The following is a 25,775-nucleotide window of genomic DNA, read 5'->3' as shown; positions in this document are numbered from 1 at the left end:
TGTTGTTGGTCACAAGCCCTGACACGGGGCTTGTCTTTCCCGGTCTCACCAGGTCAGACGGGCAGCGCCCCCGGCCAGGGACCGGCGGTGGCGATGTCCGGCTCCTCCGCCACCTTGGTGTCGAAGAGCTTGAAGCCGCGCCGCAGGTAATTGTCCATCGCATGCTCCCCGTCCTTGCTGCACGTATGCAGCCAGACCCGCTTCGTCGGCGGCCTGCCCGGCCAGCGCTCGGCCACGTCCCAGGCGCGCGCGACCCCGTACGACAGGAGGTGCCCGCCGATCCTCCGGCCCCGGAAGGCCGGGATCAGTCCGAAGTAGACGATCTCCACGACGCCTTCCGGCTGGGCCTCCAGTTGTACGTAGCCGGCGGGCGTCCCGCGCTCGTACGCGACCCAGGTCTCGACCCCCGGCCGCTCCAGGTCCTCCTGCCACTGGGTGTACGTCCAGCCCAGCCGGTCGGTCCAGCGGATGTCGCCGCCGACCGAGGTGTACAGGAAGCGGCTGAACTCGGGCGAGGGCACCTCGGAGCGGACGATCCGGACGTCGCCGGCCGGCTCGGCGGCGGGCAACAGGTCGGCCGGAGACGTCTGCTCCAGCGACCAGGTGGTGACAGCGATGCTCATGCGGGTCAGCGATACCACGAGGGCGAGCCCCGCTTCAAAACAACCGGGTCACTCCAACGAGTGGTCCACCGCGGACAGCGGAACCGCGTACAACACCCGTTCGGACACCGTGCCCGGCTGCCACGCGGTGGCCCGGTCCGCCGCCCGCCCGGGAAGCTCGTGCGCCCGGCCCGAAGCGGTCGCCGACCGCCCGGTCAGCGTCCACAGCTCGCCGGTCTCCTGCCAGTACGACAACGACTCCGTGTCCCGTCCCCAGCAGGCGTACGACTCCTCGGCGCCGCACTTCGCGGCCTTGGCGGCGCTCTTGTTCTGCCGCCACAGCGTGCCGTGCTCGCCGCGCGCGTCCGGTGCGTGCCCGGCGTACCAGTTCGGCTCGCTCGCGCCGCTCGGCCGGTGCGAGAGGACCCCTTGCAGGCCGACGGCGTCGGTCTCGTACGCCTCGTCGGCGTGGACGCGTCCACGGCGGTCGGCGGCGAGCAGGCCCGTGCGGTCGCTCGCGGTGCTGTAGTCGTAACGCCACACGCGGCCCGGCTCGCCGCTGTCCGGGCGGAACCACTCGTTGGCGACCAGGCTGTGCGGCGTGGAGGTGCGGTCCAGGGAGACCGAGGCGAAGCAGGGGACGCGGTCGTTGGTGGTGGCGTCGCAGGCGCCGCCGGTGAGGCTGTACGAGCCCATGGCCGGCATCACATAGCGGTAGCCGTGCGCAGACCAGCCGTCCTTCACCTTGCCGACCGCGCCGCTGGTGACGTCGGCGCGCAGGATGCGGTTCATGTCGAAGACGTACAGGGCGTCGTCGCCGGCGGCGCCGTTCCGGGCGGTGACGATCAGCTTGTCCTGGTACCAGACCATGCCGCCGATCCGGGAGCGGACCGCCTCGAAGTCCTTGCCGCCGTCCAGCGGGGCGACCAGCAGGACCCAGCGGTATTTCAGGTTCGCCGGGTCGTTCGCGTCGACGAAGGCGACCCGGGCGAGGCCCTTGTCCTCCTCCTGCGCGCCCGCCGGCTGGCCGTCGTGCGTCCAGCCGGACAGGATCACACGGTTTGAGCCCCACCTGCCGTCCTCGTCGGAGTCTCCGGAGGTGGTCACCGACTGGGGCAGCCACTTCTGGGTCCTGGCGTCGCTGTCCGCCCAGCAGTACGCGCGCGTGGCGGCCGGTTCGACGGGCAGTGCGGCCTTCTCCGAGGCACTGCAGTCGGCTCTGCCCCGCATCGAGTGGTTGGCGTTCTTCAAGACCGCATCCACGCCGACGTTCCCGCCCATTCCGCTCTCGAGGGCGTCGAGGGTGTCCTCGCCGACGAGGTTCTCCCGCAGCCCGAGCTTGTCGGTCTCGGACGAGGAGCCGAGCGCGGTGAGGGCGCCCGGATTGTCGCTGCTCGCGGCCTGTGACGTGCTGATGAGGCCCGCGGCGACGGTGAGGGCGAGAGCGGTTCCGGCCAGGCTCGCGCGCAGCGCGCGGCCCTTCTTCCGGCGGCGGTGCCTGCCTCGATACGCCATCGTTCCTCCCGCGTTGGCGGCCAACTGCCCTTCCCGATCAGTGCGTTGAAACCGGGCGGACGGTATGGAGAGCCGTGAGAGGGATGGTACGTCAGGTGTCGCCGGGCCTGGGCGAATACGCCGGAATAGGTGGTACGAGAGGGAGGCGCCGGTTCGACAGGGCGCCTCCCATGTCGTACGTCTGCCTACGGCCCGTGCCGTACGCCTGCCTAGGCCCGAGCCGTGTGTCCGCCTACGGCCCGAGCCATGTGTCCGCCCAGGGCCCGACTACGAGACGGGCCGTGCCCGCTCCACCACCGAGGCCAGGTCCAGGCTGTGCGGCAGGGTCCCGAACGCCGCACCCCAGTCCCCGCCGAGACGCGACGCGCAGAACGCGTCAGCGACCTCCGGAGGCGCGTACTGGACGAGCAGCGCGCCCTGGAGCACCAGCGCGATCCGCTCGGCCAGGCGTCGGGCGCGGCCCTCGATGCCGTCCAGGTCGGCGAGTTCGGAGAGCAGGTTCTTGATCGCTCCGTCCAGCCGGTGGTCGGCGCCGCGAGCACGGCCGATCTCCTCCAGGTAGGCGTTCAGGGCGTGCGGCTCGCGTTGCATGGCACGCAGGATGTCCAGCGCCTGGACGTTGCCCGCGCCCTCCCAGATGGAGTTGAGCGGCGACTCGCGCAGCAGGCGCGGCATGCCGGACTCCTCCACGTACCCATTGCCGCCCAGGCACTCCGAGGCCTCCACGACGAGGGGTGTGCAGCGCTTGGTCACCCAGTACTTCGCGGCCGGCACCGCGATCCGCAGGAACGCCCGCTCCTGCTCGCTCCCGGCGTCGTACGCGGCGGCCAGCCGCAGCGACAGCGTCGTCGCCGCCTCTGACTCCAGGGCGAGATCGGCCAGTACGTTGCGCATCAGCGGCTTGTCGATCAGCTTGCCGCCGAAGGCCTCGCGGTAGGTGCAGTGGTGGACGGCCTGCGCGACCGCCTGCCGCATCAGCGCGGCGGCACCGAGCGCGCAGTCCAGCCGGGTCACCGCGACCATCTCGATGATCGTGCGCACCCCGCGCCCCTCGTCCCCCACCCGGCGCGCCCAGGTCCCGTCGAACTCGACCTCGCTCGACGCGTTCGACCGGTTGCCCAGCTTGTCCTTCAGCCGCTGGATCAGGAACACATTGCGCGTGCCGTCCTCCAGCACCCGCGGCACGAGAAAGCACGTAAGCCCGCCGGGCGCCTGCGCCAGCACCAGAAAGCCGTCCGACATAGGTGCCGAGCAGAACCATTTGTGGCCCGTCAGCTCGTACGTCCCGTCCTCGGCGAGCGGACGCGCCATCGTCGTGTTCGCCCGTACGTCGCTGCCGCCCTGCTTCTCCGTCATGCCCATGCCGAAGAGGACGCCGGCCTTCTCCGAAGCGGGCCGCAGCCCCTGGTCGTACACGGTGGACGTGAGCCGCGGCTCCCACTCGGCCGCGAGCTCCGGGTCCGTGCGCAGCGCGGGCACCGCCGCGTGCGTCATCGACAGCGGACAGCCGTGGCCCGCCTCGACCTGCGTCCAGACCACGAACCCGGCCGCCCGTCGCAAGTGCCCGCCCGGCCGCGCCCACGCCGCCGTCAGACCGGCCGCGACGCCCTTGCCCAGCAGCCGGTGCCAGGACGGATGGAAGTCGACCTCGTCGACGCGGTGACCGTAACGATCGTGCGTGCGCAGCCGGGGCGGATTCTCGTTCGCCAGTACCCCCCAGTCCTGGGCCTGCGCGGAACCGGCGGTGCGCCCCAGCCCCGACAGCTCCTCACGCACCAGGTCCAGCAGCCCCGGGTCGAGATGCCGTTCGACCGCTTCCGTCAGGACCCGGTCGGCGCCGTAGACGTCATAGCCGACAAGGGGCGGAACCTGGTTCGTGACTGCGTGGGTGCCGGTTGCCATGCAGAAAAACTACCCCCGGGTAGGACGGCCGTCACCTACGAGTGCGGAGGGTGAGGAACGCACGTCGCGACCGATACGGTTAGGAGCGTGCAGCCAGCAAGTGAAACACCAGAGAGCCCGCCCGGCCGGCTTCACCGGGCACGTGCTCTCTACCGGAATGTCTCCAAGCGGAGGACCGCCTGGCTGCTGGTCAAGGACACCGTCAACTCCTGCATCGAGTACCGGATCCTGGGCCTCGCCGCGGAGGCCGCCTTCTTCACGCTGCTGTCCGTGCCGCCGCTGCTGCTGAGCATGCTGGGACTGCTGGGCTACGTGGACTCCTGGACCGGCGCCGACACCATCGCCAGCGTCGAGACCAACCTGCTAGAGGCCTCGCGCACGATCCTCACGGACAAGGGCGTCACGGAGATCGCCCAGCCGATCCTCCACGACGTGATGAAGGGCGGCAGACCCGACGTCATCTCCCTCGGCTTCCTCTTCGCCCTCTGGTCGGGCTCGCGCGCCGTGAACGTCTTCATAGACACCATCACCGTCATGTACGGCCTCGACGGGGTTCGCGGCATCGTCAAGACCCGGCTGATGGCGTTCCTGCTGTTCCTCGTGGCACTGCTGATCGGCTCCGTGGCGCTGCCGCTGATGGTCGCGGGCCCGGACGCCGTGGTGAACCTCGTGTCGTGGTCGACGACCGTCGTACAGATCCTGTACTGGCCCGTCGTCATAGTCCTGTCCATCATCTTCCTGACGACGCTGTACCACGTGTCCGTACCGGTGCGCTCCCCCTGGATCGAGGACGTGCCCGGCGCCCTGGTCGCGCTCGGCATGTGGGTCCTCGGCAGCTTCCTGCTGCGGATCTACCTGGCCAACACCGTAGAAGGACCCACGATCTACGGCTCCTTGGCCGCCCCCGTCGCCGTACTGCTGTGGATCGGTGTCTCGGCCTTCGCCGTGCTCGTCGGAGCGGCCGTCAACGCGGCCATCGACCGGGTCTGGCCGGCCGCCGCCACGGCCGCCGCCCGCGCCGTCAACGAGCAGCTGCGCGCCGCGCAGGCCGCCGACATCGTGGCCCGCGCGGCCGCCGCCCGGGCCGCCGCCGACCCCGACGACCCGGACATGCCCTCCGAGTTCCCGGAGCGCTGGTCCCGCTTCCTCCCCCCGGAGGACGTCACCTCACGACTGCGGACAACACATGTGAAGAGCTCACCGAAGAACGGCGACGAGCCGCCCGCGCAGGACCGACCGTCGGACTAGGCCTTCCACGCCCCCTGCGCCGCGTGCTCCCGCGCGAAGTCCGTGAAGTCGCGCGGGGCGCGGCCCAGGACCTGCTGGACATCGCGGGTGACCTCACCGTCGGTGCCGTCGAGCAGCCCCTCGAAGACCTCCTCCGTGAACGCGACCTCCTCCGGCGACAGACCGAACCCGGCCAGGATGGCGCCGTACTCCTTCACCGACACCGGCGCATACCGGATCTCCCGCCCCGCCGCAGCGGAGATCTCCGCCATGGCGTCACGGAAGGACAGCTGCCGCGCCCCCGTGATCTCCAGGGTCCGCCCCACGTACGAGGAGTCGGTCAGCGCCCTTACGACCACATCCGCGATGTCCCGCGTGTCGATGAACGGCTGCCGCCCCTCGCCCGCCGGGAACACGAACTCACCGCTCCGTACGCCCTCCAGCAGCAGACCCTCGCTGAAGTTCTGCATAAACCACGTAGCCCGCACGACGGTCCACTCGGCACCCGACTCGCGCAGCGCCCGCTCGGCCGGCTCCGCCTGCCGCTCACCGATCGCCGATAGCAGCACCAGGCGCCGTACGCCGAACTCCTGCGCCCGGCGCGCGAACGCCGCGATGTTCTCGTCCGCGCCCGGCGCGCCTACGTCCGGCGAGTACGCCAGATACGCCGCGTCCGCGCCGCGCAGCGCCTCGTCCCACGTCGAGGAGTCGTACCAGTCGAAGCGCACCTCACCACCGCGCGAAGCGGCCCGTACACCGAACCCGGCGGCCTTCGCCGCATCCGCCCCCTGACGCCCCGTCTTGCCCGAGGCCCCTGTCACCAACACCGTCTCGTTCCGCGTGTTCTCCGTCATGAAAACCAGTGAACTGCCCTGCTCGGAAAGGGAACATCGCTGAACCTCTCATTCCCATAAGAGCCCGTCTACGCTGGCCTCATGGACGCCCTTGCAGGCCTTCTCGAGGGTCCACGCGCGCGTGGCGCCTTCATGATCCGAGCGTGTTTCGATCCACCGTGGTGCATCCGCGTCGAGGACCGCGCCCCGCTCACCGTGATGCTCCTGCTCCGCGGCGACGCCTGGATCACCCCGGACGAGGGGGAGCGCCTGCATCTGCGGGCCGGCGACCTCGCCATCGCGCGCGGCCCCGACCCGTACACCTGCGCCGACGACCCCTCGACCACGCCGCGGGCGGTGATCCTGCCGGGCGCCGAGTGCTTCTATCCCGACGGGCGGTCCATGAAAGGCACGATGGACCTGGGGGTACGCACCTGGGGAGCCAGACTCGACGGCTCCATGGTGATGCTCATCGGGACGTACACGATGCAGGGCGAGATCAACGGCCGGCTCCTCGACGCCCTGCCACCCCTGCTCAGCCTGACCTCCGAGGAGTGGGCCTGCCCACTCACCCCGCTGTTCACCGAGGAGATCGTGCGCGACGAGCCCGGCCAGGAGGTCGTCCTCGACCGGCTGCTCGACCTGCTGGTCATCGCCGCGCTACGGGCCTGGTTCTCCCGCCCGGAAGCCGAGGCGCCCGCCTGGTACCAGGCTCTCGCGGACCCCGTCGTCGGCCGGGTGCTCAGGCTCGTCCAGGACGACCCGGCGCACCCCTGGACGGTCGCCACCCTCGCCGCGAAGGCGGGCGTCTCCCGGGCCGCGCTCGCCCGCCGCTTCAGCGAACTCGTCGGCGAGCCCCCGATGACGTACCTCACCGGCTGGCGCCTCGCCCTCGCCGCGGACCGGCTGCGTGACACCGAGGACACGATCGGCGCGATCGCCCGCCAGGTCGGCTACGGCAGTGCGTTCGCCCTGTCCAGCGCCTTCAAGCGGGTGTACGGGGTCAGCCCGCAGGAGCACCGGACCCGAACCGCGTAGCGTGGTGTACGTGTACACGGAGCGGCCGTCCCGCCTCACGGGCGCCGTCGTCTGGACGAACACCCCGTCCGGCACCGGCGCCGGGCCCGTCCTGCCCGACGGCTGCATGGACCTCCTGTGGAACGAGGGTCGGCTGCTGGTCGCCGGTCCCGACACACACGCGTACGTCACCGAAGGCGCGCCGCGCTCTTGGGCGGGTGTCCGCTTCTATCCCGGCACCGGGCCCACGCTCCTCGGGGTGCCCGCCCATGAACTACGCGACCGGCGGGTGGAGTTGACCGACGTCCGGCCGCCCTCCGAGGTGCGGCGCCTCACGGCGCACGTGAACGCGGCCGACGACCCGGCGAGCGGCCTCGAAGAGGTGGCGCTGCGCTGGGCATCGGCCGCCGCGCCTCCCGATCCGCTGCTCGGACAGGTCGTGACCGCCCTCCACGCGGGCCGCCCAGTCGCCGCCACCGCCGACCAACTCGGCGTAGGCGCCCGCCAGTTGCACCGCCGTTCCCTGGCAGCCTTCGGCTACGGCCCCAAAACCCTCGCCCGGGTCCTGCGGCTGCAGCGCGCCCTCGCCCTGGCCCGCGCCGGGGTGCCCTTCGCGGACACGGCGGCTCGGACCGGGTTCGCCGACCAGGCTCATCTGGCGCGGGACGTACGGGAGTTGGCGGGCATGCCGTTGGGTGAGCTACTCGCCCGCACCGGGTAGCGGCGCGAACAGCCCGACGTCGTTGCCGTCCGGGTCGAGCAGGCTCGCATACCGCTGCCCCCAGTCGGCGTCCCAGGGCTTGAGCCCGCTGTCGTACCCGGCGCCGACCATCTCCTCGTACACGGAGTCGACCTCGGCCGGACTCTCACACAGCAGGGCCAACGACATACGCCCGCCCCCGCTCGGCGGCTGCCACTCCGGCGCGAACTCGCGGATGCCCTCCTCGCTGTCGAGCATCAGCCGCAGCCCGCCCGGCAGCTGGGCCTCGGCATGCGGCTGCTTCTCGGAGCCCTCGGGGAAGTCGAGTCCGAGGCGGCGGTAGAAGGTGACTGAGGCGGCCATGTCGGAGGCCACCATGCCGATCGCATCGAATCGTGGAGTCATACGGCCACGGTAGGCAGGCAGTTGGAGCGCGGTCTTGTAGGAATCGGACACGTCCGGGCTCGGCCCCTTGCCCTGCCCGCCACGCGCCGGTACACGGGAACAAGGGCCCGTATGCGGCGAAAGCGGGCGGATCTGTTCCGCCCTGTGGGGGGAGATGCACGCCATGTCCGACGTGACGACTGAGCTCGGAGACCAGTCAGAGAATCCCGGAGGCAGCACATCGAATCTCGGGGGCCACGCGAAGAGTCCGGCGAGTCCGGTCACCCTGGAGACGGTGTACGACGCCGCCCCGTCCCGCTGGTTATGGCTGCTCAAGTGGCTACTGGCGATCCCGCACTACCTCATCCTCGGCTTCCTCTGGACCGCCTTCGTCATCGTCACAGTGATCGCCTTCTTCGCGATCCTGATCACCGGCACCTACCCACGCGCCCTGTTCGACTTCAACGTCGGGGTCCTGCGCTGGAGTTGGCGAGTGGCGTACTACGCGTACGGAACCCTCGGCACGGACCGCTACCCACCCTTCACCCTGGCGGACGTACCCGACTACCCGGCCCGCCTGGACATCACCCACCCCGAACACCTCTCCCGCGGCCTGGTCCTGGTCAAGTGGTGGCTCCTGGTCCTCCCGCAGTTGTTCGTGGTCGCCCTCATCGCAGGCGGCTCCGCCGCCACGGGCGGCCTCGCGGGCCTGCTGGCCTTCTACGCGGGCGTCGCCCTGCTGTTCACCGGCCGTTATCCGCGCGGCATGTACGACCTGAATGTGGGGCTGCATCGCTGGGTGATGCGGGTGGTGGCGTACGGGACGCTGCTGACGGACGTGTATCCGCCGTACCGGTTGGATCAGGGGCCGCGTGAACCGTGAGTCTCGAGTCTCCCGCGTCCGATCGCCCGGGATGCAGACAGCCGGAGGTGTCGCATTCCGAGACCGGCGACGTGAAGCGGATCACCTTCTGGGTGCTTCGAGTCGGGCGTGCGCCATCATGATCGGAATGGACGCTCGATTCCTTGGCATCGATGAGCTGGTCGAAGCCCCGTCCGTGGCGGTCGTCGTCGACGTCATGCGCGCTTTCACCGTGGCTGCCTGGGCTTTTGCCCAGGGGGCGGAAAAGATCGTTCTCGCTGAGTCGCTGGACGCAGCCCTGGCGCTCAAGGCGCGTCACCCGGATTGGGTGGCGCTCAAAGACGGTCCGCCCGCGCCCGGGTTCGACGCCGTCAACTCGCCGGGCCTGCTGCGGTCTGTTGACCTCGGCGGACGGACCGTTGTGCAGAAGACCACGGCAGGGACGGTCGGCGCCCTTGCGGTCAAGGAGGCGTCGCTGGTGCTGTGCGCCGGCTTCGTGGTGGCGGAGGCAACGGCGCGGCTGCTGCGGACGCGTGAGTGCGACAGCGTCACGTTCGTGGTCACCGGCGAGGGCGGCCGAGCCGAAGAAGACCTGGCGTGCGCTCAGTACATCGCTCGGCGGGCCACAGAGTCCGGCACGGATGCCGCCGAGTTCCTCCGCCGCGCCGCAGAGTCGCGCGCCGCCGCCGAACTGGCGGAGGGCGTGCGCCAAGGAGTCCATCCTGATGACGTCGCACTCTGTCTTGAGCTCGACCGGTTCTCCTTTGCCATGGTGGCGGCCTTGGAGGACTCGCTCATGATCCTGCGCCCGTGCGCCGTGCCTTCGCCGGCCGCCGACGCCTCGATCTGATGGGCGGGCGCCGGCATCCGGTCGCGTATGCGGCATCAGCTACAGGTTCCGACGGCCCCCGGCGCCGGCCCCGCACTCTCCCGAATCACCAGCCGTGTGGACAGCTCCGTCCGTGTCCCCTCCGGCCGTTCGCCCGCCATCATCCGCACCAGCAAGCGCAGCGCGGTCGCGGCCATCTCCGACAAGGGCTGGCGGACCGTGGTCAGCGGGGGAGTGGCCCACTGGGCCTCGGGCAGGTCGTCGAAGCCGACGATGCTCATGTCGTCGGGGACGGTCAACTTCCGTTCGGCCAGGGCCTGGTAGCAGCCGAGGGCCATCTTGTCCGAGCAGACGAAGACGGCCGTGGGCGGTTCGGGCAGGTCGAGGAGTTCCAGCATGCGGCGGTGGGCGCCGACCTCGTTGAAGCTGCCGTAACGGAGGTACTCGGGCCGGTGCCGGACACCGGCCGCCGCGAGCGCCGAGCGGTAACCGGCCACGCGGGCGCTGCTGCACATCTTGCGCCGGGAGCCGGCGATGACCGCGATCCGTTCGTGGCCGAGCGAGAGCAGATGCTCGGTGGCCGTCACACCGCCCTGCCAGTTGGCGGCGCCCACCGAGACGACGCCGGGCGGCGGATCGACCACCGGGTCGATCAGGACGAACGGGATGCGGTGCTGGTCCAGCCAGGCGTACTGGGACGGGGTGATCTCCGCCAGGTTGAACAGCACCCCGGCGGAGCCGCGCGTGGACAGCTTGTCCAGCCAGCCGCGTTCGGGACGGCCACCGCGCGTCCGGGTCAGGCCGGCCGAGACGACCACCTCCAGGCCCGCATCGTGCGCGGCCTCCTCCACGCCGTGCAGCACGGCACCCGACCAGGAGGAGTCCAGCGAGTGCACGACCAGATCGACCAAGCCCGGTGACTTCGCGGCGGCGAACCGCGGTCGGCGTACGTAGCCCAGCCGGTCGAGCGCCTCGGTGACCCGGCGGCGGGTCTCCGGCGCCACGTCCTCCCGGCCGTTGACCACCTTCGACGCCGTCGGCACGGACACCCCGGCCTCGCGGGCCACGACCGCCAGCGTCGGGCCGGCCTCGCTCCCGGTACGCACCATGGAAGCCCCACCTCTCCGCCCCGTCCCGAGGGCCGGCGAAAGTTTCGTGTCACCACGGTCTGGCACGCGGGAGGGTGTCGACCGGTTAGAAAGCGCTTCCTATGTTACGGCCGCAGGGAGTGTACGGGGAAGGGGGCGGGTTTCTACGGAAGTCCCGTAAGCCGAAACTTTCGAAATGTCGAACAGCAGGTGGAGGCGGGGGCTTCTGGACTCAGTGGGCGGCTTCTGGACTCGGCGATCCCGGATCAGCGATCCCGGTTCAGTGGTCCGGTTCAGTGAGGGAAGCCGAGTTCGGTCGCCAGCACGCGCGCCTCCCGGGCCCAGTCCGCCAGGAAACCCAGCACCACGCCGCGCTCGCGGTAGCGGTGCTCGGCCTCCACGGTGCGCCTGCCGCCGTAGTCGAGCTGCTGGGCGTCGCCCGCAAGGGACAGCATCAGGGCGGTGAGCCAGTCGTACTTCACCGCGGAGGCGCACATTCCGAGCCGGACGAGCCGTACGTCGCCCTGCCAGCCGCTGTCGCGCAGGCCTCGTACGTAGCCCTCGTACGCGGCGGTCGCCAGCTCGGGCAGCCGGGCGGCGGGCAGGAACCCGTCGAAGATCGTGTCGGGGATGTAGTTGCCGATGTCCTCGCCGAGGGCACCGTCGCCCGCGAACGCCCAGTCGAACAGCACGCTTTGGCCCGGGTGTGGCGAAGTGAGGTTGGCCGGCCACTGGTCGAGGTGGCTGAAGACGCGCGGCAGTGACTCCATGACGCTCAGGAACCATTCGCGTTCGTGGCGCAGCCGCACCATGTCCTCGCGGAGGCCTTCGGGGAAGTGGTCGCGTACGAGCGGCTGTTGCCAGGCGGTGTCGTCGTCGAGCAGGTCCCGGCCGGTCGTCTGGGCGGCGGTGTAGTCGCGGAGGAAGCGGCGGCTGAGCCAGGGGTGGTCGAGCGGTTCGGCCCGCTCCGCGAGTGCCCGGCCGTGGGCCGCGCCCAGGCGGCGGGCGTGCCCGGCGTGGGCGGCTGTGGACCAGCCCGTGGCCGGTTCGCCGCGCACGTCCTCCAGCCACAACGCCACGTCGCCGTCGGGGCGTTCGACGGAGGCGAGCAGCTCGGGCGCGGTGATGCCCCACGGCTCCCAGACCCGGGCGACGCCCTCCTCGTACACGTACGCCTCGCGCCGCCAGAAGTTCCAGTGCCGCGGGTCATCCGAGGACGCCCAGGTCTCGGTGGTGTCCTTGCCCCGGGTCAGCACCTTCAGCACGGCCGACCGGTCGCCGACGCTGACGCGCCATACGCCTGCGGTGACGCCGTTCTTCGGGTTGTGGGTGAGGGGCTCGAACTCCGCAGCAATGGGTGGGACTTGAAATATCTCCCGGACTTCGTCGGCGAGCTGGGGGGAGAGGGCGCTGGGGGGTCCGGGCATGCGGCGATCTTAAGGTCCGGGGTGATTTGGGGCGAGTGCGCGTGGGTTGAGACGGGGCGCGCCCGCCCGGCCCAGCGGCAGTGCACCGGCGGCCAGAAAAATCCGGGCGGGCGCGCCCACTCCGCTGCTACCGTCCCCGCCATGAAGCGCGCCCACATGACGACGACGCCGGAGAGTGTCCCGGCGCGCTGACCGATGTCCGAGTCCGAAGCCCCGGGGCGAGTGCCCCGGGGCTTCGGCTTGTGCGGTTACTCGCTCGGAGCCGTCCGCGAGGAGACCGCCATGAACGACCACCGCAAACTCGGCCGTGAGCTCGGCCTGTTCGACACCGACCCGCTGATCGGGGCGGGGCTGCCGTACTGGTTGCCCGACGGCGCGGTCGTACGGCACGCCCTGGAGGAGTACATCCGTACCGCCGAGCGAGAGGCGGGGTACCGGCATGTGTACTCGCCGGTGCTCGGCAAGCGGGAGCTGTACGAGATCTCGGGGCACTGGTCGCACTACAGCGACGACATGTTCCCGCCGATGGACCTGGGCGGGGAGCAGGTCGTGCTGCGGCCCAGCCTGTGTCCCCATCACGCGGTCATCTATCGCTCGCGTTCGCACAGCTATCGTGAACTGCCGCTGCGCATGGCGGAGTTGGGCGGCATGTACCGCTCCGAGCTGTCGGGCGTACTGGGCGGGCTGACCCGCGTACGGGCCATCCAGCTCAACGACGCGCACATCTTCTGCACCCTGGATCAGGTGGCGGAGGAGGCGCAGGCCGCCCTGGAGATGATCCGCCGGGCCTATGCGGCGCTCGGTATCAGCCCGGCGCGCTACCGGCTTTCCCTCCCCGGCTCCGGCGGGAAGTACGTCGCCGCCCCAGAGTTGTGGCAGCGGTCCACCGCCCTCCTCACCGAGGTGCTGGAGCGGTCAGGTCTGCCGTACGAGGCTGCCGAGGGCGAAGCCGCGTTCTACGGGCCGAAGATCGACGTCCAGGTCGTCGACAGCGCGGGCCGGGAGTCCACCCTGTCCACCGTCCAGGTCGACTTCCACCAGCCGGAGCGGTTCGGTCTGCACTACATCGGCGCGGACGGCGCGAAGCACCGGCCCGTCATGGTCCACCGGAGCATCATCGGCAGTGTCGAGCGGGCCGTCGCGCACCTCATCGAGGAGCACGGTGGCGCCTTCCCGGCCTGGCTCGCGCCGACCCAGGTGGTGATTCTTCCCATTTCCGCCGCCGAGCTGCCGAACGCCGCCCAGTTCGCGGGGAGTTGCGCTCGCCACGGACTGCGGGCCGAGATCGCCGAACCCGAACGCGGCAGCCTGGGCGCCCGTATCCGGGAGGCCCGCCTCGTGCCGTACCAGGCGGTGATCGGTGCCAAGGAGGCGGCCGATGATCTGGTCGCCGTGCGTCTGCGGGACGGTCGCCGGCTCGATCCGCTGCCCGTCGAGGACGTCCTCGGCCGGATCGCCGCCCTGGTGAGCGGCCACCGCACCGACCTGTGGGAGGGAGCACCCCGCTGAGGCCGTATCCGGGGCGGGCCGGCCCGAAGGGCCCCGGCGCGAACTCCTCTCGGACGGTCGGCGCACCACAACCATCCGACGCAAGCCTCGGTTTCAGGGCGCTGAAACCATCGTGAAAGCGCCCTGAATGCGCCCTCCCGCAAGCTCTGCGGCATGACGACAACGACATCGCACTCACTCGCCATCGCGGCCAAGGGGCTGCGCAAGGCGTACGGGGACAAGACGGTCCTCGACGGCATCGACCTGGCCGTCCCGGCCGGCACCGTCTTCTCGCTGCTCGGTCCGAACGGTGCAGGCAAGACCACCGCCGTCAAGATCCTCTCCACGCTCATCACCGCCGACGCCGGTGATCTGCGGGTCGGCGGCCACGACCTGGCCCTCGACCCGCAGGCGGTGCGGGCCGCGATCGGTGTCACCGGGCAGTTCTCCGCCGTAGACGGCCTGATCACCGGCGAGGAGAACATGCTCCTCATGGCCGACCTGCACCTGCTGCCCCGCAGCGAGGGTCGCCGTGCCGCGTCCGAACTCCTTGAGCGGTTCGACCTCACCGAGGCCGCGAAGAAGCCCGTCTCCACCTACTCCGGCGGCATGAAACGCCGCCTCGACCTCGCCATGACCCTGGTCGGCAATCCGCGGATCATCTTCCTCGACGAGCCGACCACAGGCCTCGACCCGCGCAGCCGCCACAACATGTGGGGCATCATCCGCGAGCTGGTCTCCGACGGGACCACCGTCTTCCTCACCACCCAGTACCTGGAGGAAGCCGACGAACTCGCCGACCGCATCGCGGTACTGAACGACGGGAAGATCGCCGCCGAAGGCAGCGCCGACGAGCTGAAGCGGCTCATCCCCGGCGGGCACGTCCGGCTCCGCTTCACCGACCCGGCCGCCTACCAGTCCGCCGCCCGCACCCTGCGCGAGGCCACCCGGGACGACGAGGCGCTGGCCCTGCAGATCCCCTCCGACGGCAGCCAGCGCGAGCTGCGCTCCATCCTCGACTGGCTGGACTCGGCCGGCATCGAGGCCGACGAACTGACCGTGCACACCCCCGACCTCGACGACGTGTTCTTCGCCCTCACCGGCGGCACCAAGGTCCCCAACCAGCCCAAGGAGTCTGTCCGATGAGCACCCTCTCCGTAGCCGTACGCAACTCGAACACGATGCTGCGCCGCAACCTCCTGCACGTGCGGCGCTACCCGTCCATGACCCTGAACCTGCTGCTCACGCCGATCATGCTGCTGCTGCTCTTCGTCTACATCTTCGGCGACGCGATGAGCGCGGGCATCGGTGGCGGCGGCGCGGACCGCTCCGACTACATCTCCTACATCGTCCCTGGCCTCCTGCTGATGACCGTCGGCTCCACCGTGATCGGAGCCGCGATCTCCGTCTCCATGGACATGACCGAAGGCCTCATCGCCCGCTTCCGCACGATGGCCCTCTACCGCGGCTCGCTGCTCGTCGGGCACGTCGTCGGCAGCGTGCTGCAGGTGCTCGCCAGCCTGGTCCTGGTCGGCGCCGTCGCCGTGGCCATGGGCTTCCGGTCCACGGACGCCACGGCCCTGGAGTGGCTGGCGGCGTTCGGACTGATCGCGCTGTTCACCCTGGCGCTCACCTGGATCGCGGTCGGGATGGGCATGGCCAGCCCGAACCCCGAGGCGGCCAGCAACATGACATACCCGCTGATCCTGCTGCCGCTCATCTCGAGCGCCTTCGTCCCCATCGACGCGATCCCGGGCTGGTTCCAGCCGATCGCCGAATACCAGCCGTTCACTCCGGCCATCGAGACCTTGCGCGGCCTGCTGCTCGGCACCGAGATCGGCAACAACGGGTGGATCGCGATCGCCTGGTGCGTCGGCCTGACCGCGCTTGGCTACCGCTGGTCGACGGCACTGTTCAACCGCGACCCGAAGTAGCCGCCATGGCAACGGCGTTGTTCAGCCGCGATCCGAACTCGCCATCGCGACAACGGCGTTGTTCAATCGCGACCCGAACTCACCGCCATGACAGCGTGGGCCGCCTCCCGCAGCTCGTCCCGCCCCAGGGCGGCGTACTCCGACACCGCGTCGGCGTATGCCGCCCCGGCAGCGTTCCCGGCGGCCCGGACCGCCTTCCGGGCACGGTCCGCCGACATCGTCGGCTGGAACTCGCGCAGCACCCGCAGCCGTTCGGCCAGCGCGATCATCCGTACGGCACCGGTGTCGCCGGAGGTGAGCCCTGCCATGCCGAGCGCGTGGAGCACCGTCCCGAACAGATGGAGATCCATGGGTGAGCCGGACGGACCGGAGAGCAGGGTCCGCAGTCCCTGCCGCAGCCGGTCGACCGGCTCCGCGACCAGCTCGAGGCGGCCGGCGTGCGCGTGCGCCGTCACCGCCGTCGACTGGATCTGCAGCGCCCACCGGTCGAGGAAGGGGTCGCCGCTGTGCATCGAGCCGAACGCGGCTATCTGCTCCGCGGCGCTGCGCCACAAGCCGAGCCCGACCTCCGTCAGTCCGCGGGCGAGCGCGATCTCGGCACGGCCGCCGAGGTCGGAGAAGTCGTCGTTCTGCAGGGAGTTGGCGTCCTCCGCCTGCCGCAGCCAGTACTCGGCCTCGTCGGGGTCGCCGCGCTGCAGGCAGGCGAGGGCGAGGCCCCAGCGGACGCCGATGAAGTCCTGCTCGCCGCCGAGCTGCGGCAGCGCCTCGAGTACCGCCTTGAGGTGCTCGTACGCGGCCTCGCCCTGCTCCGTCTTCAAGCACAGCTCGCCCAGCCGGGCGTGGCCCATGACCTGCAGGAACGGGTTGTCGACCGGCGCCAGTGCGACGATGATCCGGCGCGCCGAGGCGAGTGCGCGGTCGACGTCGTGCTCGTACTCCCAGACGTAGGTGGCGACGCACTCGGCGACGCCGGCGAGCAGCGGCTGCTCGCTGTCGCAGAGCTTCCGCAGCACTTCGTAGTCGGGAGGCACCATCTCGGGGACCGCGCTGAGCACCACCGCGGTGGCGCGCAACAGCGTGTCCGGCGGGGCCGGGGGCAGCCGCCGGAGGGTGACGAGCTGGCGTACGGCGACCGGGCCGTAGCCCATGAACAGGCTCGCCGCGCACATCACCGCGGCGGCACGGGCGACTTCGACGTACTCGGGCTCCGGGTAGTAGTGCGACAGCGGCGGACCGGTGTCCGCGGCGAGGTTGGCGAGGCGGGCGTAGTCGGAGCCGGTCGACCACAGGGCGGTGAGGACGGCTGTGAGGGCGGCGATGGTGGGGCCGTCCGTACGGGCCAGGGCGTGCCGCAGGGCCAGTACGAGGTTGTCCTGCTCGGACCTGATCCGCTCTGAGGTGGCCAGCTGATGCGAGCCGAAGAACCAGTCGTGGTACGCGACCCCGAAGTCCCGCGCCCAGGCGAGGAACCGGCCGACGGCCGCCTCGTCCTCGCCCGCCTCCGTACGCCGGGCCGCGCTGAACTCCCGTACGGTCTCCAGCATCCGGAACCGCACCCCGGTCGGCGTGTCGGCGACGGTGAGCAGAGACTGATCGGCCAACTGCTCGAGCAGGAACAGCGCGTCCTCGCCCAGCACCTGCTCCGCCGCCTCACCGGTGAAGCCGCCGGGGAAGACGGACAGCGTGCGCATGGCCGCCCTGGCGTCCTCCTCCAGCAGGTTCCAGCTCCAGTCCACGACCGCGTGCAGCGTGCGGTGGCGCTCCGGCACGTCCCGCGCCCCACCGCGCAGCAGCGCGAAGCGGTCGCCGAGGCGGCGCGCGATCTCCGGCACCGACAGCACCCGCACCCGCGCCGCGGCCAGCTCCACGGCGAGCGGCAGCCCGTCGAGGTGGCGGCACAACGCGGCCACCGAGTCCGGCGGCAGCTCCACGCCGGGCCGGGCGGCCCGGGCCCGCTGCGTGAACAGCTCGACGGAGGTGGCGAGTTGGAGTTCCGGCAGCGCGTACACGGCCTCCGATGTCAGGCCCAGCGCGGCCCGGCTGGTGCCGAGCACGCGTAGGTCCTTCGAGGACGAGACCAGGGCCCGTACGAGATCGGCGGCGCCCCTGACGACCTGCTCGCAGTTGTCCAGCACCAGCAGCGCGGGTCCGGAGCCGAGCACGCCGAGGATGCCGGACACCGGGTCGGCCGAGGTGGGTCCGCCCATGCCGCCGGGCCGCCCCTCGCCCGCACCGAGCGCGGAGGCCACCTCCGCGGCCACGTCCTCGTCCGCGGTGACGCCGGCGAGCGGCACGAAATACACCACGCGCTGCTCGGCCCGGCGGCTCACGGCGTGCGCGAGCCGGGTCTTGCCGAGCCCGCCCGGGCCGACGACGGTGACGGCCCGGGAGGCGCCCAGCAGCCGCCGCACCGCCGCGATGTCCTCGTCCCTTCCCAGCAGCGGGTTCGGCTCGTGTGGCACGCCATGCCGGACCGTGGGCGCCTCGCCCCGCAGCAACTCCTGTTGTACGGCCTTGAGTTGAGCTCCCGGATCCGTGCCGAGCGTCTCGCGCAGCTCACGCCGGTACGCCTCGTATCGCGTCAGCGCCGCGGACGGGCCCGCCGTCGCCGCCTCGGCGCGCAGCAGCTCGGCGAGCACCTCCTCGTCGTGCGGATACTCCGAGGCGGCCACGGCAAGCGGCCCTGCTGCCTCCGCGTGCCGGCCGAGGCGGGCGAGCGCGAGCGCCCGCGCGCGTACGAGGGTGCTGTGGACGGGGGCGCGCTCGGCACGTAACGCGGCCACGGGATCGTCGGCGTCGCCGCTCCCATCAGGGGTGCCCTCCCATAGCGCGAGCCCGGCCTGGGCCGCGGCCAGCGATCCCGCGTGGTCCCCTGCCCTGGCCCGGTCCGCGCTGGCGGCGGCGTGCAGTACCAGGGCGGAACTGTCGACCTGGTCCTCGGCGAGAGCGAGCCGATACCCGGTCGGCGTGCTGACGACGGCATCGGCGCCCAGCAGCACCCGCGCCCTGGACACAAGAACCTGCAGCGCCTTCCCCGGCCGCTCCGGCAACTCGTCCGGCAGCCACAGCCCGTCCACCAGCCGCTCGATGCTGCAGCCGGTACGCAAGTCGCCCGCCAGCAGCGCGAGTAGACCACGGAGCCGGGGCGCGGTGACCTCCTGCCCGCGATAGGCGACGCGCGGCAGAAGGGTCAGGTCGGTGGTCACTCATGCAGATTAGCCAAGGCCCGGCCACCGCAGCCGCGTTCGCCCCTCGGGAGGCCGGTCTCTGAGACTCGACGAACTCGCAGCCTCGAACCCGCCTCACTCAGCCGAGCGCCCTCGCATCCACACGTACACCGGAATTCCCGCGAACAGGAACAACACCCCCTGGTAGACCGCCGCATACCCCGCCCCCGCGATCAGCCAGAACGAGAAGGCGAAGGACAGGACCGCCACGATCAGGTCGCGGGCCAGCCCCGCGGGACGTACCCGCTCGCGGGTGCCCTGCGCGAGCCAGTACAACTGCGCCGCGGCAGACAGCAGATACGGCACGCAGCCGGTGAACGTGGTGATGAGGACGAGGACGCGGAACGTGGTGTCCGGCCCGGCCGTGTAGTTGAGGGCGATCAGCAGCGTGCCGAGGACCGCGCAGGCCAGCACGCCGAAGCCGGGGACACCGCCCTTGCCGACGCGGGCGAAGGGCGCGGGGAAGAGGCCGTCGCGGGCGGCGGCGTACGGCATCTGGGCGCTCATCAGGATCCAGCCGTTGAGGCAGCCGACCATCGAGGCGACGGCGACCGCGGCGATGAGCGTGCCGCCCCAGTGGCCGCCGGCCATCGCGTCGACGGCGTCGGCGAACGGCGCCCCGGACTCGGCGAGTTCACCGTGCGGTACGAGGCCGAAGACCGCGACCATGCCGAGCAGATAGACGAGCGCGGAGCCGAGCGTGCCCAGGACACTCGCGCGGCCCACCGTGCGCTCCGGGTCGCGGACCTCGCCCGCGCTCATCGCGGCCGACTCGACACCGAGGAAGCTGTAGAGGAGCAGCGCGGCGGAGGCGGCGAGAGCGCCGGGCACGCTCTCGCCGGAGGCGTTGAACGGGCCGAAGTTGTCGGTGTCCACGAAGAAGAGGCCGACGGTGGCGACGAGGAGCAGCGGCACGAACTTCAGGATCGTCGAGACGATCTGCACGCCGCCGACCCAGCGGGTGCCGGCGAAGTTCGCGGCGGCCGGCAGCCACAGCGCGGCCAGCGCCACCGCCGCCTGCAGCACCTTGTTGTCGCCGAGCGGCAGCAGCACGTCGGCGTATCCGACGGTCGCGACGGCGAGTGCGGCGATGCTGACCCAGGTCATCGTCCAGTACGACCAGGCCGACAGGAAGCCGGCGAACTCGCCGAACGCGTCGCGCGGGTACACGTACAGCCCGCCGGTGACGGGGCTGCGGCGCGCGAGCTTCCCGAAGAGCAGCGCGAGCAACACCGCGCCCACGGACAGGACGAGGAAGGCGAGCAGGCTGACCGTGCCGTACGGGGCGACGGTGGCGGGCAGGGCGAAGATGCCGCCGCCGATGATGTTGCCCATGACGAGAGCGGTGGCGGCGGCGAGACCGAAGCCCTTGGGGCGTATGGACGCCGGGGGCTCGTCGGTCGGCGACGGGGGTACGGGCTCGGCGGCGTCGGTGGTGTCTGTGGCAGGCATGGGGCGTCCACGGGGAGAAGGGCGAGGGAAGGCCGTGATCGTAACCCGCGATCCCACATCGTGGTCGATCTGTTCATGTACTGGACACACAGGGGGGTTTGTGCCCTCTTCGGTTAGCGTCGTGACATGACCAGCGACACCCTCTCCTCCGCTCCTCTCCTCGCCGACGCCCTCGCCGCGGGGACGCTCGTGCTCGACGGCGGCATGTCCAACCAGCTGGAGTCCGCCGGGCACGATCTGAGCGACGAACTCTGGTCGGCGCGGCTGCTCGCGGAGCGGCCCGAGGCGATCACCGAGGCGCACCTCGCGTACTTCGAGGCGGGTGCGAACGTCGCGATCACCTCCAGCTATCAGGCCACCTTCGAGGGCTTCGGAAAGCGCGGGATCAAGCGGGAGCGGGCGACCGAACTCATGTCCCTGAGCGTCGAGTTGGCCCTGGACGCAACCCAGGAGGCGCGCGCGAAGGGCGTCACGCGGCCGCTGTACGTGGCGGCCTCGGTCGGGCCGTACGGCGCGATGCTCGCGGACGGTTCCGAGTACCGCGGCCGGTACGGGCTGAGCGTGGCCGAACTGGAAGCCTTCCACCGGCCCCGCATGGAGGCACTGGCATACGTCGGGCCGGACGTCCTGGCCCTGGAGACGGTCCCGGACGCCGACGAGGCCGAGGCGCTGCTGCGCGCGGTGCGCGGCCTGGGGGTGCCGGCCTGGCTGACGTACAGCGTGGCCGGCGACCGCACCCGCGCCGGGCAGCCGCTTGAGGAGGCGTTCGCCCTGGCCGCCGACGTGGACGAGGTGATCGCGGTCGGCGTGAACTGCTGCGCCCCCGAGGGCGTGGACGGCGCGATCGAGACCGCCGCCCGTGTCACCGGCAAGCCGGTCGTCGTCTACCCCAACAGCGGCGAGACCTGGAACGCGGAGGCCCGCGCCTGGGCGGGCCGCTCCACCTTCGCGACCGAGGAGGTGCGCGGCTGGGAGGAGGCCGGTGCCCGGCTCATCGGCGGGTGCTGCCGGGTGGGGCCGGAGGCGATCTCGTCGATCGCGGGGGCGCTCAGGGCGGGTTGAGGAGCGGAGCTGGTCGGCATGAGCGCCTGTGACCCTCAGGCGTCGAAGCGGCGGCGGGAGGCCTCGATATGGGCGAGGTAGTTGCGGGTCCAGGCGCACATTCCGTCGATCGTCGCTCGCAGGCCCTGGCCTGCCTCGGTGAGCGTGTACTCGACCCGTGGCGGCACGGTCGGATGCACGCACCGCTCGACCAGACCATTGCGCTCCAGCATGCGCAGGTTCTGGGTGAGCATCTTGTGGCTGATGCCCTCGACCTCGTTCCGCAGCTCGCTGAAGCGCAGGGTGCGGTCACCGAGGAACTCGATGATCAGCAACGCCCACTTGTTGGCGACGTCCGAGAAGATCTCCCGCGCCAGAGAGTCCGCGCGCATCAGGTCCGCGTCCTCGGGTGAGCCCGTGAACTGCTTGGTCTCCATTTGGTGCCCCAGTCACTGAAAAGTGCGTTCTTCCATGTCAGCGCTCACTCTCTTACAGTTCCTGAGTAACCACAAGAGAGCACGAGCTCTCGGACTTTCACGACATGGAGGCTGACACCATGGCCATCAATCTGCTCAACCCCAGCGGACTTCCGGAGATCCCGGTCTACCGACAGGTGTCGATCGCGACCGGCTCGAAGCTGGTCTACATCGCCGGGCAGGTCGCCTGGGATGCCGACGGGGTCGCGGTCGGCGAAGGCGACCTCGCCGCTCAGGTCGAGCGGGCCTATCTCAACGTCGGCACCGCCCTGACCGAGGCCGGCGCGACCTTCGCCGACGTCGCGAAGCTGACCGTCTACGTCGTCGACTGGACCCCCGACAAGATGCCCGTGCTACTGGAGGGAATCGACCGGGCCTCGGCAAAGCTCGGCGTCACACCGATGGCGCCGGCCACGCTGATCGGCGTCGCGGCACTGGACGTACCGGAGCATCTGGTCGAGTTGGAGGCCACCGCGGTCATCGACTGAAGCCGTCAAACCTCACTCGCTGAACGCCGTAGCCCGAGTCACCTTCTCCCACGCCGCGATCTCCCCCCGTACCCCATCGAGATGCCCGACCACCGCATCCACGGCGTCGTCGCCCAGGGGAAGTCGTAGCGGAGTCTGCTCGGCGTTCAGCGCGGCCAGGATCGCAGCCGCCGCCTTCGCCGGATCACCGGGCTGGCTGCCGTCACCGGAGGCGACCATCCGCCGTGTCGGCCCCACCGTCTCGGCGTACGCGTCGAGTTCCGCACTCGTGCTGATGTTGCCGAACAGACCCGTACGGAAGGCACCCGGTTCGACGATCAGCACCTTGATGCCGTACGGCCGCACCTCGTCCGCCAGCGCCTCCGACATGCCCTCAAGCGCGAACTTCGTCCCGCTGTACGCGGAGAATCCGGCGAACGACATCTGACCGCCCATGCTGCTCAGCTGCACGATCGCCCCGGAGCGGCGGTCGCGCATGTGCGGCAGCACGGCGCGGACCAGGGCGGCGGGTCCGAAGACGTGCACGTCGAAGAGGTCCCGCAGCTCGGTGTCCGTGGTCTCTTCGAAGGCGCCGACGTGGCTGCGGCCCGCGTTGTTGACCAGCACGTCGATCCGCCCGTGCCGTTCCACCACGTCCCGCACGGTCGTCTCGATCCGCGCTGAGTCGGTCACGTCCAGGGCCACCGCCTCCACCTGGTCGGGGTGCGCCGCGACCAGGTCGTCCAGCGTGGCCGGACGGCGCGCCGTCGCCACCACGACATCGCCCGCCGCGACCGCCGCCTCGGTGATCGCCCGCCCGAAGCCGCTGTTCGCCCCGGTCACCAGCCATACCTTGCTCATCTCAGACTCCTCGCTCGTCAAATCCCTGTGCCGACAAGCCTGTCCGTACACCCGGTCGCCCGTCCAAGACCTGTCGTGATAACCGTTGGTTATGGACGTGCACGGCAGGGATCTGAGGTACTTCGTCGCGGTCGCCGAGGAGTTGCACTTCACGCGCGCTGCCGAGCGGCTGTATGTCTCGCAGCCCGCCCTGAGTAAGCAAGTCAGGGCGCTGGAGCGGCAGTTGGGAGCGCCGCTGTTCGAGCGGGACAGGCAAGGAGTACGGCTGACACCGGTGGGCGCGGCGCTGTTGCCGTACGCCCGTCGCGTCCTCGCCGACTGGGAAGAGGCCCGGGACGCGATGGAGCGGGCCAAAGCCGAGCAGGCCGCCGTCCTCGTCGTGGGCATGAGCACCAGCCCCGCGCGGGGCGGCCTGCTCCCGGCGATCCGCTCCCGGTTCACCGAGGCGCGCCCGGAAGCCACCGTGCGGCTACGACAGATCGGCTGGGAGGACCCGACAGCCGGGCTCGCGGACGGCTCGGTCGACGTGGCGTACGTATGGCTGCCGGTCCCCGACCTCGACCGTTATACGTACGTCGTGGTCGCCGAGGAGCCGCGCCTGGTGGCCCTGCCCCAGACGCACCCCTTCGCGGCGCGCGAGTCCGTCGACTTCGCCGATCTGCTGGACGAACCGTTCCTCGCCCTGCCCAAGAGCGCCGGTGTGCTGCGCGAGTACTGGCTCGCCTTCGACGAACGGCCCGGCGGGCCGCCGCGTATCGGAGCCGAGATCGCGAGCACGGACGAGACGTACGAGGCACTGGTGGACGGCCGGGGCGTCTGCCTGGTCGCGGCTGGGAACGCGCCCCTGATCAGCCTGGGCGGAGTCGTCACCCGCCCGGTCCACGGCCTGTCACCCAGCAGACTCGCCCTCGCCGCCCGCACCGACGACCACCGCCCACTGGTACTCGACTATCTGCGGGCGGCCCGGAGAGTGTCGAGCCTCACCCGCTGAACATCCACGATGGCTCTCGCCGCATGTCGTCCACCCCTCCTCCCCGTACGCCTCCTCCGCCTGCTCACCGGCACCATCAGCGCCGCGAGGCCTCCCGGAACAGCCGCGGCCACCCACCACGCGAGCGGTACGGAGCACACTGATCGGCGTTGCGGCACTGGACGTTCCCGGGCATCTGGTGGAGGTCGAAGCCACCGCGGTCATCGCCTGAAGCCCCTCCTGGAGTGGGCCTGGGGCCGTCAGCCCAGGCCAGGCGGTGTCCAGTTGGCGTGCCGCAGGATGGTGTGGACGGTCGCGCGGGAGGGGGCCAGCCGGAGGGCGGTGTTGCGTGCGGCGACGGCCAGGGGGTGCGTCAGTTGGTGGCCCATCCGGCCGGCCTGGCGGGCGGCGCGGGCGATGGACTGGCTGCGTGGGCGGCGCTCGGTGTCGTAACGGGCCAGCGCCGATTCGACGGTGGGCTCGGTGGCGAGTGCGGCGGCCAGCACGGCCGCGTCCTCCAGCGCCTGGCAGGCGCCTTGGCCGAGGTTCGGCGTCATGGCGTGGGCCGCGTCACCGAGTAGAACGATCCGGTCCGCGGTGTAGGCGGGCAAGGGGGCCGCCAGTTCGTGGATGTCGTGGTGCAGGACGTCATCGGGCCGGGTCGCGTCCAGCAGGGTGGGGATCGGGTGGTGCCAGTCGCCGAAGCGGCGGCGCATCGCGCCAAGGGCGTCCTTATGTCGCACCCCGGGTGGCGAGTTGAGTACCGCGTGCCACTCGGCCCGGCCGTCGGCGAAAGCGATGTGGCCGAACTCGGCGCCCTTGCCCCAGGTCAGTTCGAAGTCGGTGTCCAACTCGACCGGTCGCTCGGTGATGGCGCGCAATACGGTTGACCCGCTGTAGGCCGGGCCAGGGTGCTGTGGGAACAGCTGGGCGCGCAGCCGGCTGCCCACTCCGTCGGCGGCCACGACCAGGTCCGCCTCCAGGACGGCGTCCTCGAGCGGTATCCGCATCCGGTTCGGGTCGATGCGGTCGACGGACGTCACCTCGGCCCCGGCCATCAGGCACTCGGACGGCAGCGCCGTGCGCAGCAGGTGGTGCAGCACGGCCCGGGGGATACCGACGATCGGCGTTCCCAGCTCGCGCTGGAGAGCGGTCCCGTCCATCCGGGCCAGCCAGCCACCGCCGGGGACACGCGTGCCCCCGGTGTACTGCGGCCGCGCAGCCGCGCGCACCTCCTCGCCGACACCGAGGAAGTCCAGGGCGCGGATGCCGTTGGCGTGCAGGGAGATGCCTGCACCCCCATCGGCCAGGACGGGGGCGCGTTCGACAACCGTCACCTCCCAGCCGATCAGGCGCAGACCGATCGCGGCGGCCAGCCCGCCGATGCCTCCACCCACCACCACTGCGCTGCCGCTCATGCCGCCGCCCGCCCTCCCTCGCCCCGCCGTAATCCTTCTACAGGTGTAGAAGGAG

General features: G+C 71.0%; 23 protein-coding genes and 1 pseudogene. 12 read left to right on the top strand and 12 right to left on the bottom strand.

Features of this window, described 5'->3' with window-relative positions; all coding sequences use genetic code 11:
• Positions 1–53: 53 nt before the first annotated feature.
• The 3 genes from G6048_RS01055 to G6048_RS01045 all read right to left on the bottom strand — a co-directional run bounded on the left by G6048_RS01055 (position 54) and on the right by G6048_RS01045 (position 4,019).
• On the bottom strand, positions 54–623 hold the full coding sequence (locus G6048_RS01055) for a GNAT family N-acetyltransferase (RefSeq protein WP_165337480.1): 570 nt from the start codon (positions 621–623) through the stop codon (positions 54–56).
• Positions 624–671: 48 nt separating this feature from the next.
• Positions 672–2,117 carry a hypothetical protein gene (locus tag G6048_RS01050; RefSeq protein WP_165337479.1) on the bottom strand — a complete coding sequence of 482 codons (1,446 nt, stop codon included), beginning with the start codon at positions 2,115–2,117 and terminating at the stop codon, positions 672–674.
• A gap of 267 nt (positions 2,118–2,384) precedes the next feature.
• Positions 2,385–4,019: an acyl-CoA dehydrogenase family protein gene (locus G6048_RS01045; protein ID WP_165337478.1), complete on the bottom strand. Its 1,635-nt coding sequence runs from the start codon at positions 4,017–4,019 to the stop codon at positions 2,385–2,387.
• Positions 4,020–4,106: 87 nt separating this feature from the next.
• Here G6048_RS01045 and G6048_RS01040 point away from each other — a divergent pair, with 87 nt between their 5' ends.
• A complete protein-coding gene (locus G6048_RS01040; protein WP_165337477.1) occupies positions 4,107–5,267 on the top strand; it encodes a YihY/virulence factor BrkB family protein in 1,161 nt (386 codons plus the stop codon).
• Here G6048_RS01040 and G6048_RS01035 read toward each other — a convergent pair.
• Positions 5,264–6,100 carry an NAD(P)H-binding protein gene (locus tag G6048_RS01035; RefSeq protein ID WP_165337476.1) on the bottom strand — a complete coding sequence of 279 codons (837 nt, stop codon included), beginning with the start codon at positions 6,098–6,100 and terminating at the stop codon, positions 5,264–5,266. The genes G6048_RS01040 and G6048_RS01035 overlap by 4 nt on opposite strands.
• Before the next feature lie 81 nt (positions 6,101–6,181).
• On the opposite strand from G6048_RS01035, the gene G6048_RS01030 reads away from it, so the two are divergent.
• Positions 6,182–7,117: an AraC family transcriptional regulator gene (locus tag G6048_RS01030; protein WP_165337475.1), complete on the top strand. Its 936-nt coding sequence runs from the start codon at positions 6,182–6,184 to the stop codon at positions 7,115–7,117.
• Positions 7,118–7,127: 10 nt separating this feature from the next.
• Positions 7,128–7,817, top strand: a complete 690-nt coding sequence (locus tag G6048_RS01025) for a helix-turn-helix domain-containing protein (RefSeq protein WP_165337474.1) — start codon at positions 7,128–7,130, stop codon at positions 7,815–7,817.
• On the opposite strand, the gene G6048_RS01020 is transcribed toward G6048_RS01025, so the two are convergent.
• On the bottom strand, positions 7,797–8,201 hold the full coding sequence (locus tag G6048_RS01020) for a VOC family protein (protein ID WP_165337473.1): 405 nt from the start codon (positions 8,199–8,201) through the stop codon (positions 7,797–7,799). The genes G6048_RS01025 and G6048_RS01020 overlap by 21 nt on opposite strands.
• Positions 8,202–8,364: 163 nt before the next feature.
• On the opposite strand from G6048_RS01020, the gene G6048_RS01015 reads away from it, so the two are divergent.
• Complete coding sequence (locus tag G6048_RS01015) at positions 8,365–9,063, top strand: DUF4389 domain-containing protein (protein ID WP_165337472.1); 699 nt, start codon at positions 8,365–8,367, stop codon at positions 9,061–9,063.
• Between the two features lie 127 nt (positions 9,064–9,190).
• Entirely contained in the window at positions 9,191–9,892 is a 702-nt protein-coding gene (locus G6048_RS01010; protein ID WP_165337515.1) for a 2-phosphosulfolactate phosphatase, read from the top strand.
• Positions 9,893–9,927: 35 nt separating this feature from the next.
• Here G6048_RS01010 and G6048_RS01005 read toward each other — a convergent pair whose 3' ends face one another.
• Together G6048_RS01005 and G6048_RS01000 are read right to left on the bottom strand one after the other, a co-directional pair.
• The gene (locus G6048_RS01005) at positions 9,928–10,980 is read right to left on the bottom strand and encodes a LacI family DNA-binding transcriptional regulator (protein ID WP_165337471.1); all 1,053 of its coding nucleotides are present in this window, start codon (positions 10,978–10,980) and stop codon (positions 9,928–9,930) included.
• 272 nt (positions 10,981–11,252) lie between these two features.
• Positions 11,253–12,386 carry a protein kinase family protein gene (locus G6048_RS01000; protein ID WP_165337470.1) on the bottom strand — a complete coding sequence of 378 codons (1,134 nt, stop codon included), beginning with the start codon at positions 12,384–12,386 and terminating at the stop codon, positions 11,253–11,255.
• A gap of 240 nt (positions 12,387–12,626) precedes the next feature.
• Here G6048_RS01000 and thrS point away from each other — a divergent pair, with 240 nt between their 5' ends.
• From thrS to G6048_RS00985, 3 genes are all read left to right on the top strand, one after another.
• A complete protein-coding gene (gene thrS / locus G6048_RS00995) occupies positions 12,627–13,895 on the top strand; it encodes a threonine--tRNA ligase (protein ID WP_408056106.1) in 1,269 nt (422 codons plus the stop codon).
• A 153-nt stretch (positions 13,896–14,048) separates the two neighbouring features.
• Positions 14,049–15,020: an ATP-binding cassette domain-containing protein gene (locus G6048_RS00990; RefSeq protein WP_165337468.1), complete on the top strand. Its 972-nt coding sequence runs from the start codon at positions 14,049–14,051 to the stop codon at positions 15,018–15,020.
• Complete coding sequence (locus G6048_RS00985; protein WP_165337467.1) at positions 15,017–15,808, top strand: ABC transporter permease; 792 nt, start codon at positions 15,017–15,019, stop codon at positions 15,806–15,808. Before G6048_RS00990 ends, G6048_RS00985 begins: the two co-directional genes overlap by 4 nt.
• A 62-nt stretch (positions 15,809–15,870) precedes the next feature.
• Here G6048_RS00985 and G6048_RS00980 read toward each other — a convergent pair whose 3' ends face one another.
• Together G6048_RS00980 and G6048_RS00975 are read right to left on the bottom strand one after the other, a co-directional pair.
• Positions 15,871–19,014, bottom strand: a complete 3,144-nt coding sequence (locus tag G6048_RS00980; RefSeq protein ID WP_165337466.1) for an ATP-binding protein — start codon at positions 19,012–19,014, stop codon at positions 15,871–15,873.
• Between the two features lie 96 nt (positions 19,015–19,110).
• Positions 19,111–20,487 carry an amino acid permease gene (locus tag G6048_RS00975; RefSeq protein WP_165337465.1) on the bottom strand — a complete coding sequence of 459 codons (1,377 nt, stop codon included), beginning with the start codon at positions 20,485–20,487 and terminating at the stop codon, positions 19,111–19,113.
• Between the two features lie 126 nt (positions 20,488–20,613).
• Here G6048_RS00975 and mmuM point away from each other — a divergent pair, with 126 nt between their 5' ends.
• Complete coding sequence (gene mmuM / locus G6048_RS00970) at positions 20,614–21,549, top strand: homocysteine S-methyltransferase (RefSeq protein WP_165337464.1); 936 nt, start codon at positions 20,614–20,616, stop codon at positions 21,547–21,549.
• 35 nt (positions 21,550–21,584) lie between these two features.
• On the opposite strand, the gene G6048_RS00965 is transcribed toward mmuM, so the two are convergent.
• Positions 21,585–21,965 (bottom strand): winged helix-turn-helix transcriptional regulator, encoded by a 381-nt coding sequence (locus tag G6048_RS00965; protein ID WP_165337463.1) that lies wholly within the window; start codon positions 21,963–21,965, stop codon positions 21,585–21,587.
• 119 nt (positions 21,966–22,084) lie between these two features.
• On the opposite strand from G6048_RS00965, the gene G6048_RS00960 reads away from it, so the two are divergent.
• Positions 22,085–22,492, top strand: a complete 408-nt coding sequence (locus tag G6048_RS00960) for a RidA family protein (RefSeq protein WP_165337514.1) — start codon at positions 22,085–22,087, stop codon at positions 22,490–22,492.
• A gap of 12 nt (positions 22,493–22,504) precedes the next feature.
• On the opposite strand, the gene G6048_RS00955 is transcribed toward G6048_RS00960, so the two are convergent.
• Positions 22,505–23,332: an oxidoreductase gene (locus tag G6048_RS00955; RefSeq protein ID WP_165337462.1), complete on the bottom strand. Its 828-nt coding sequence runs from the start codon at positions 23,330–23,332 to the stop codon at positions 22,505–22,507.
• A 91-nt stretch (positions 23,333–23,423) separates the two neighbouring features.
• Between G6048_RS00955 and G6048_RS00950 the strand changes: the two genes are divergently transcribed.
• Positions 23,424–24,323, top strand: coding sequence for a LysR family transcriptional regulator (locus G6048_RS00950; protein ID WP_165337461.1), 900 nt, complete (start codon positions 23,424–23,426; stop codon positions 24,321–24,323).
• A gap of 118 nt (positions 24,324–24,441) precedes the next feature.
• Positions 24,442–24,534: pseudogene (locus G6048_RS51725) on the top strand (RidA family protein); the annotation flags it as partial.
• Between the two features lie 28 nt (positions 24,535–24,562).
• Here G6048_RS51725 and G6048_RS00940 read toward each other — a convergent pair.
• Positions 24,563–25,720 (bottom strand): FAD-dependent monooxygenase, encoded by a 1,158-nt coding sequence (locus tag G6048_RS00940; RefSeq protein ID WP_165337460.1) that lies wholly within the window; start codon positions 25,718–25,720, stop codon positions 24,563–24,565.
• Between the last annotated feature and the right edge of the window lie 55 nt (positions 25,721–25,775).

Origin of the sequence: Streptomyces ureilyticus, assembly GCF_011045025.1 — a bacterium.
GTDB lineage: Bacteria > Actinomycetota > Actinomycetes > Streptomycetales > Streptomycetaceae > Streptomyces > Streptomyces ureilyticus.
The sequence above is the reverse complement of the archived record's forward strand: the minus strand, read 5'-3'. Positions and strand labels throughout refer to the sequence as shown.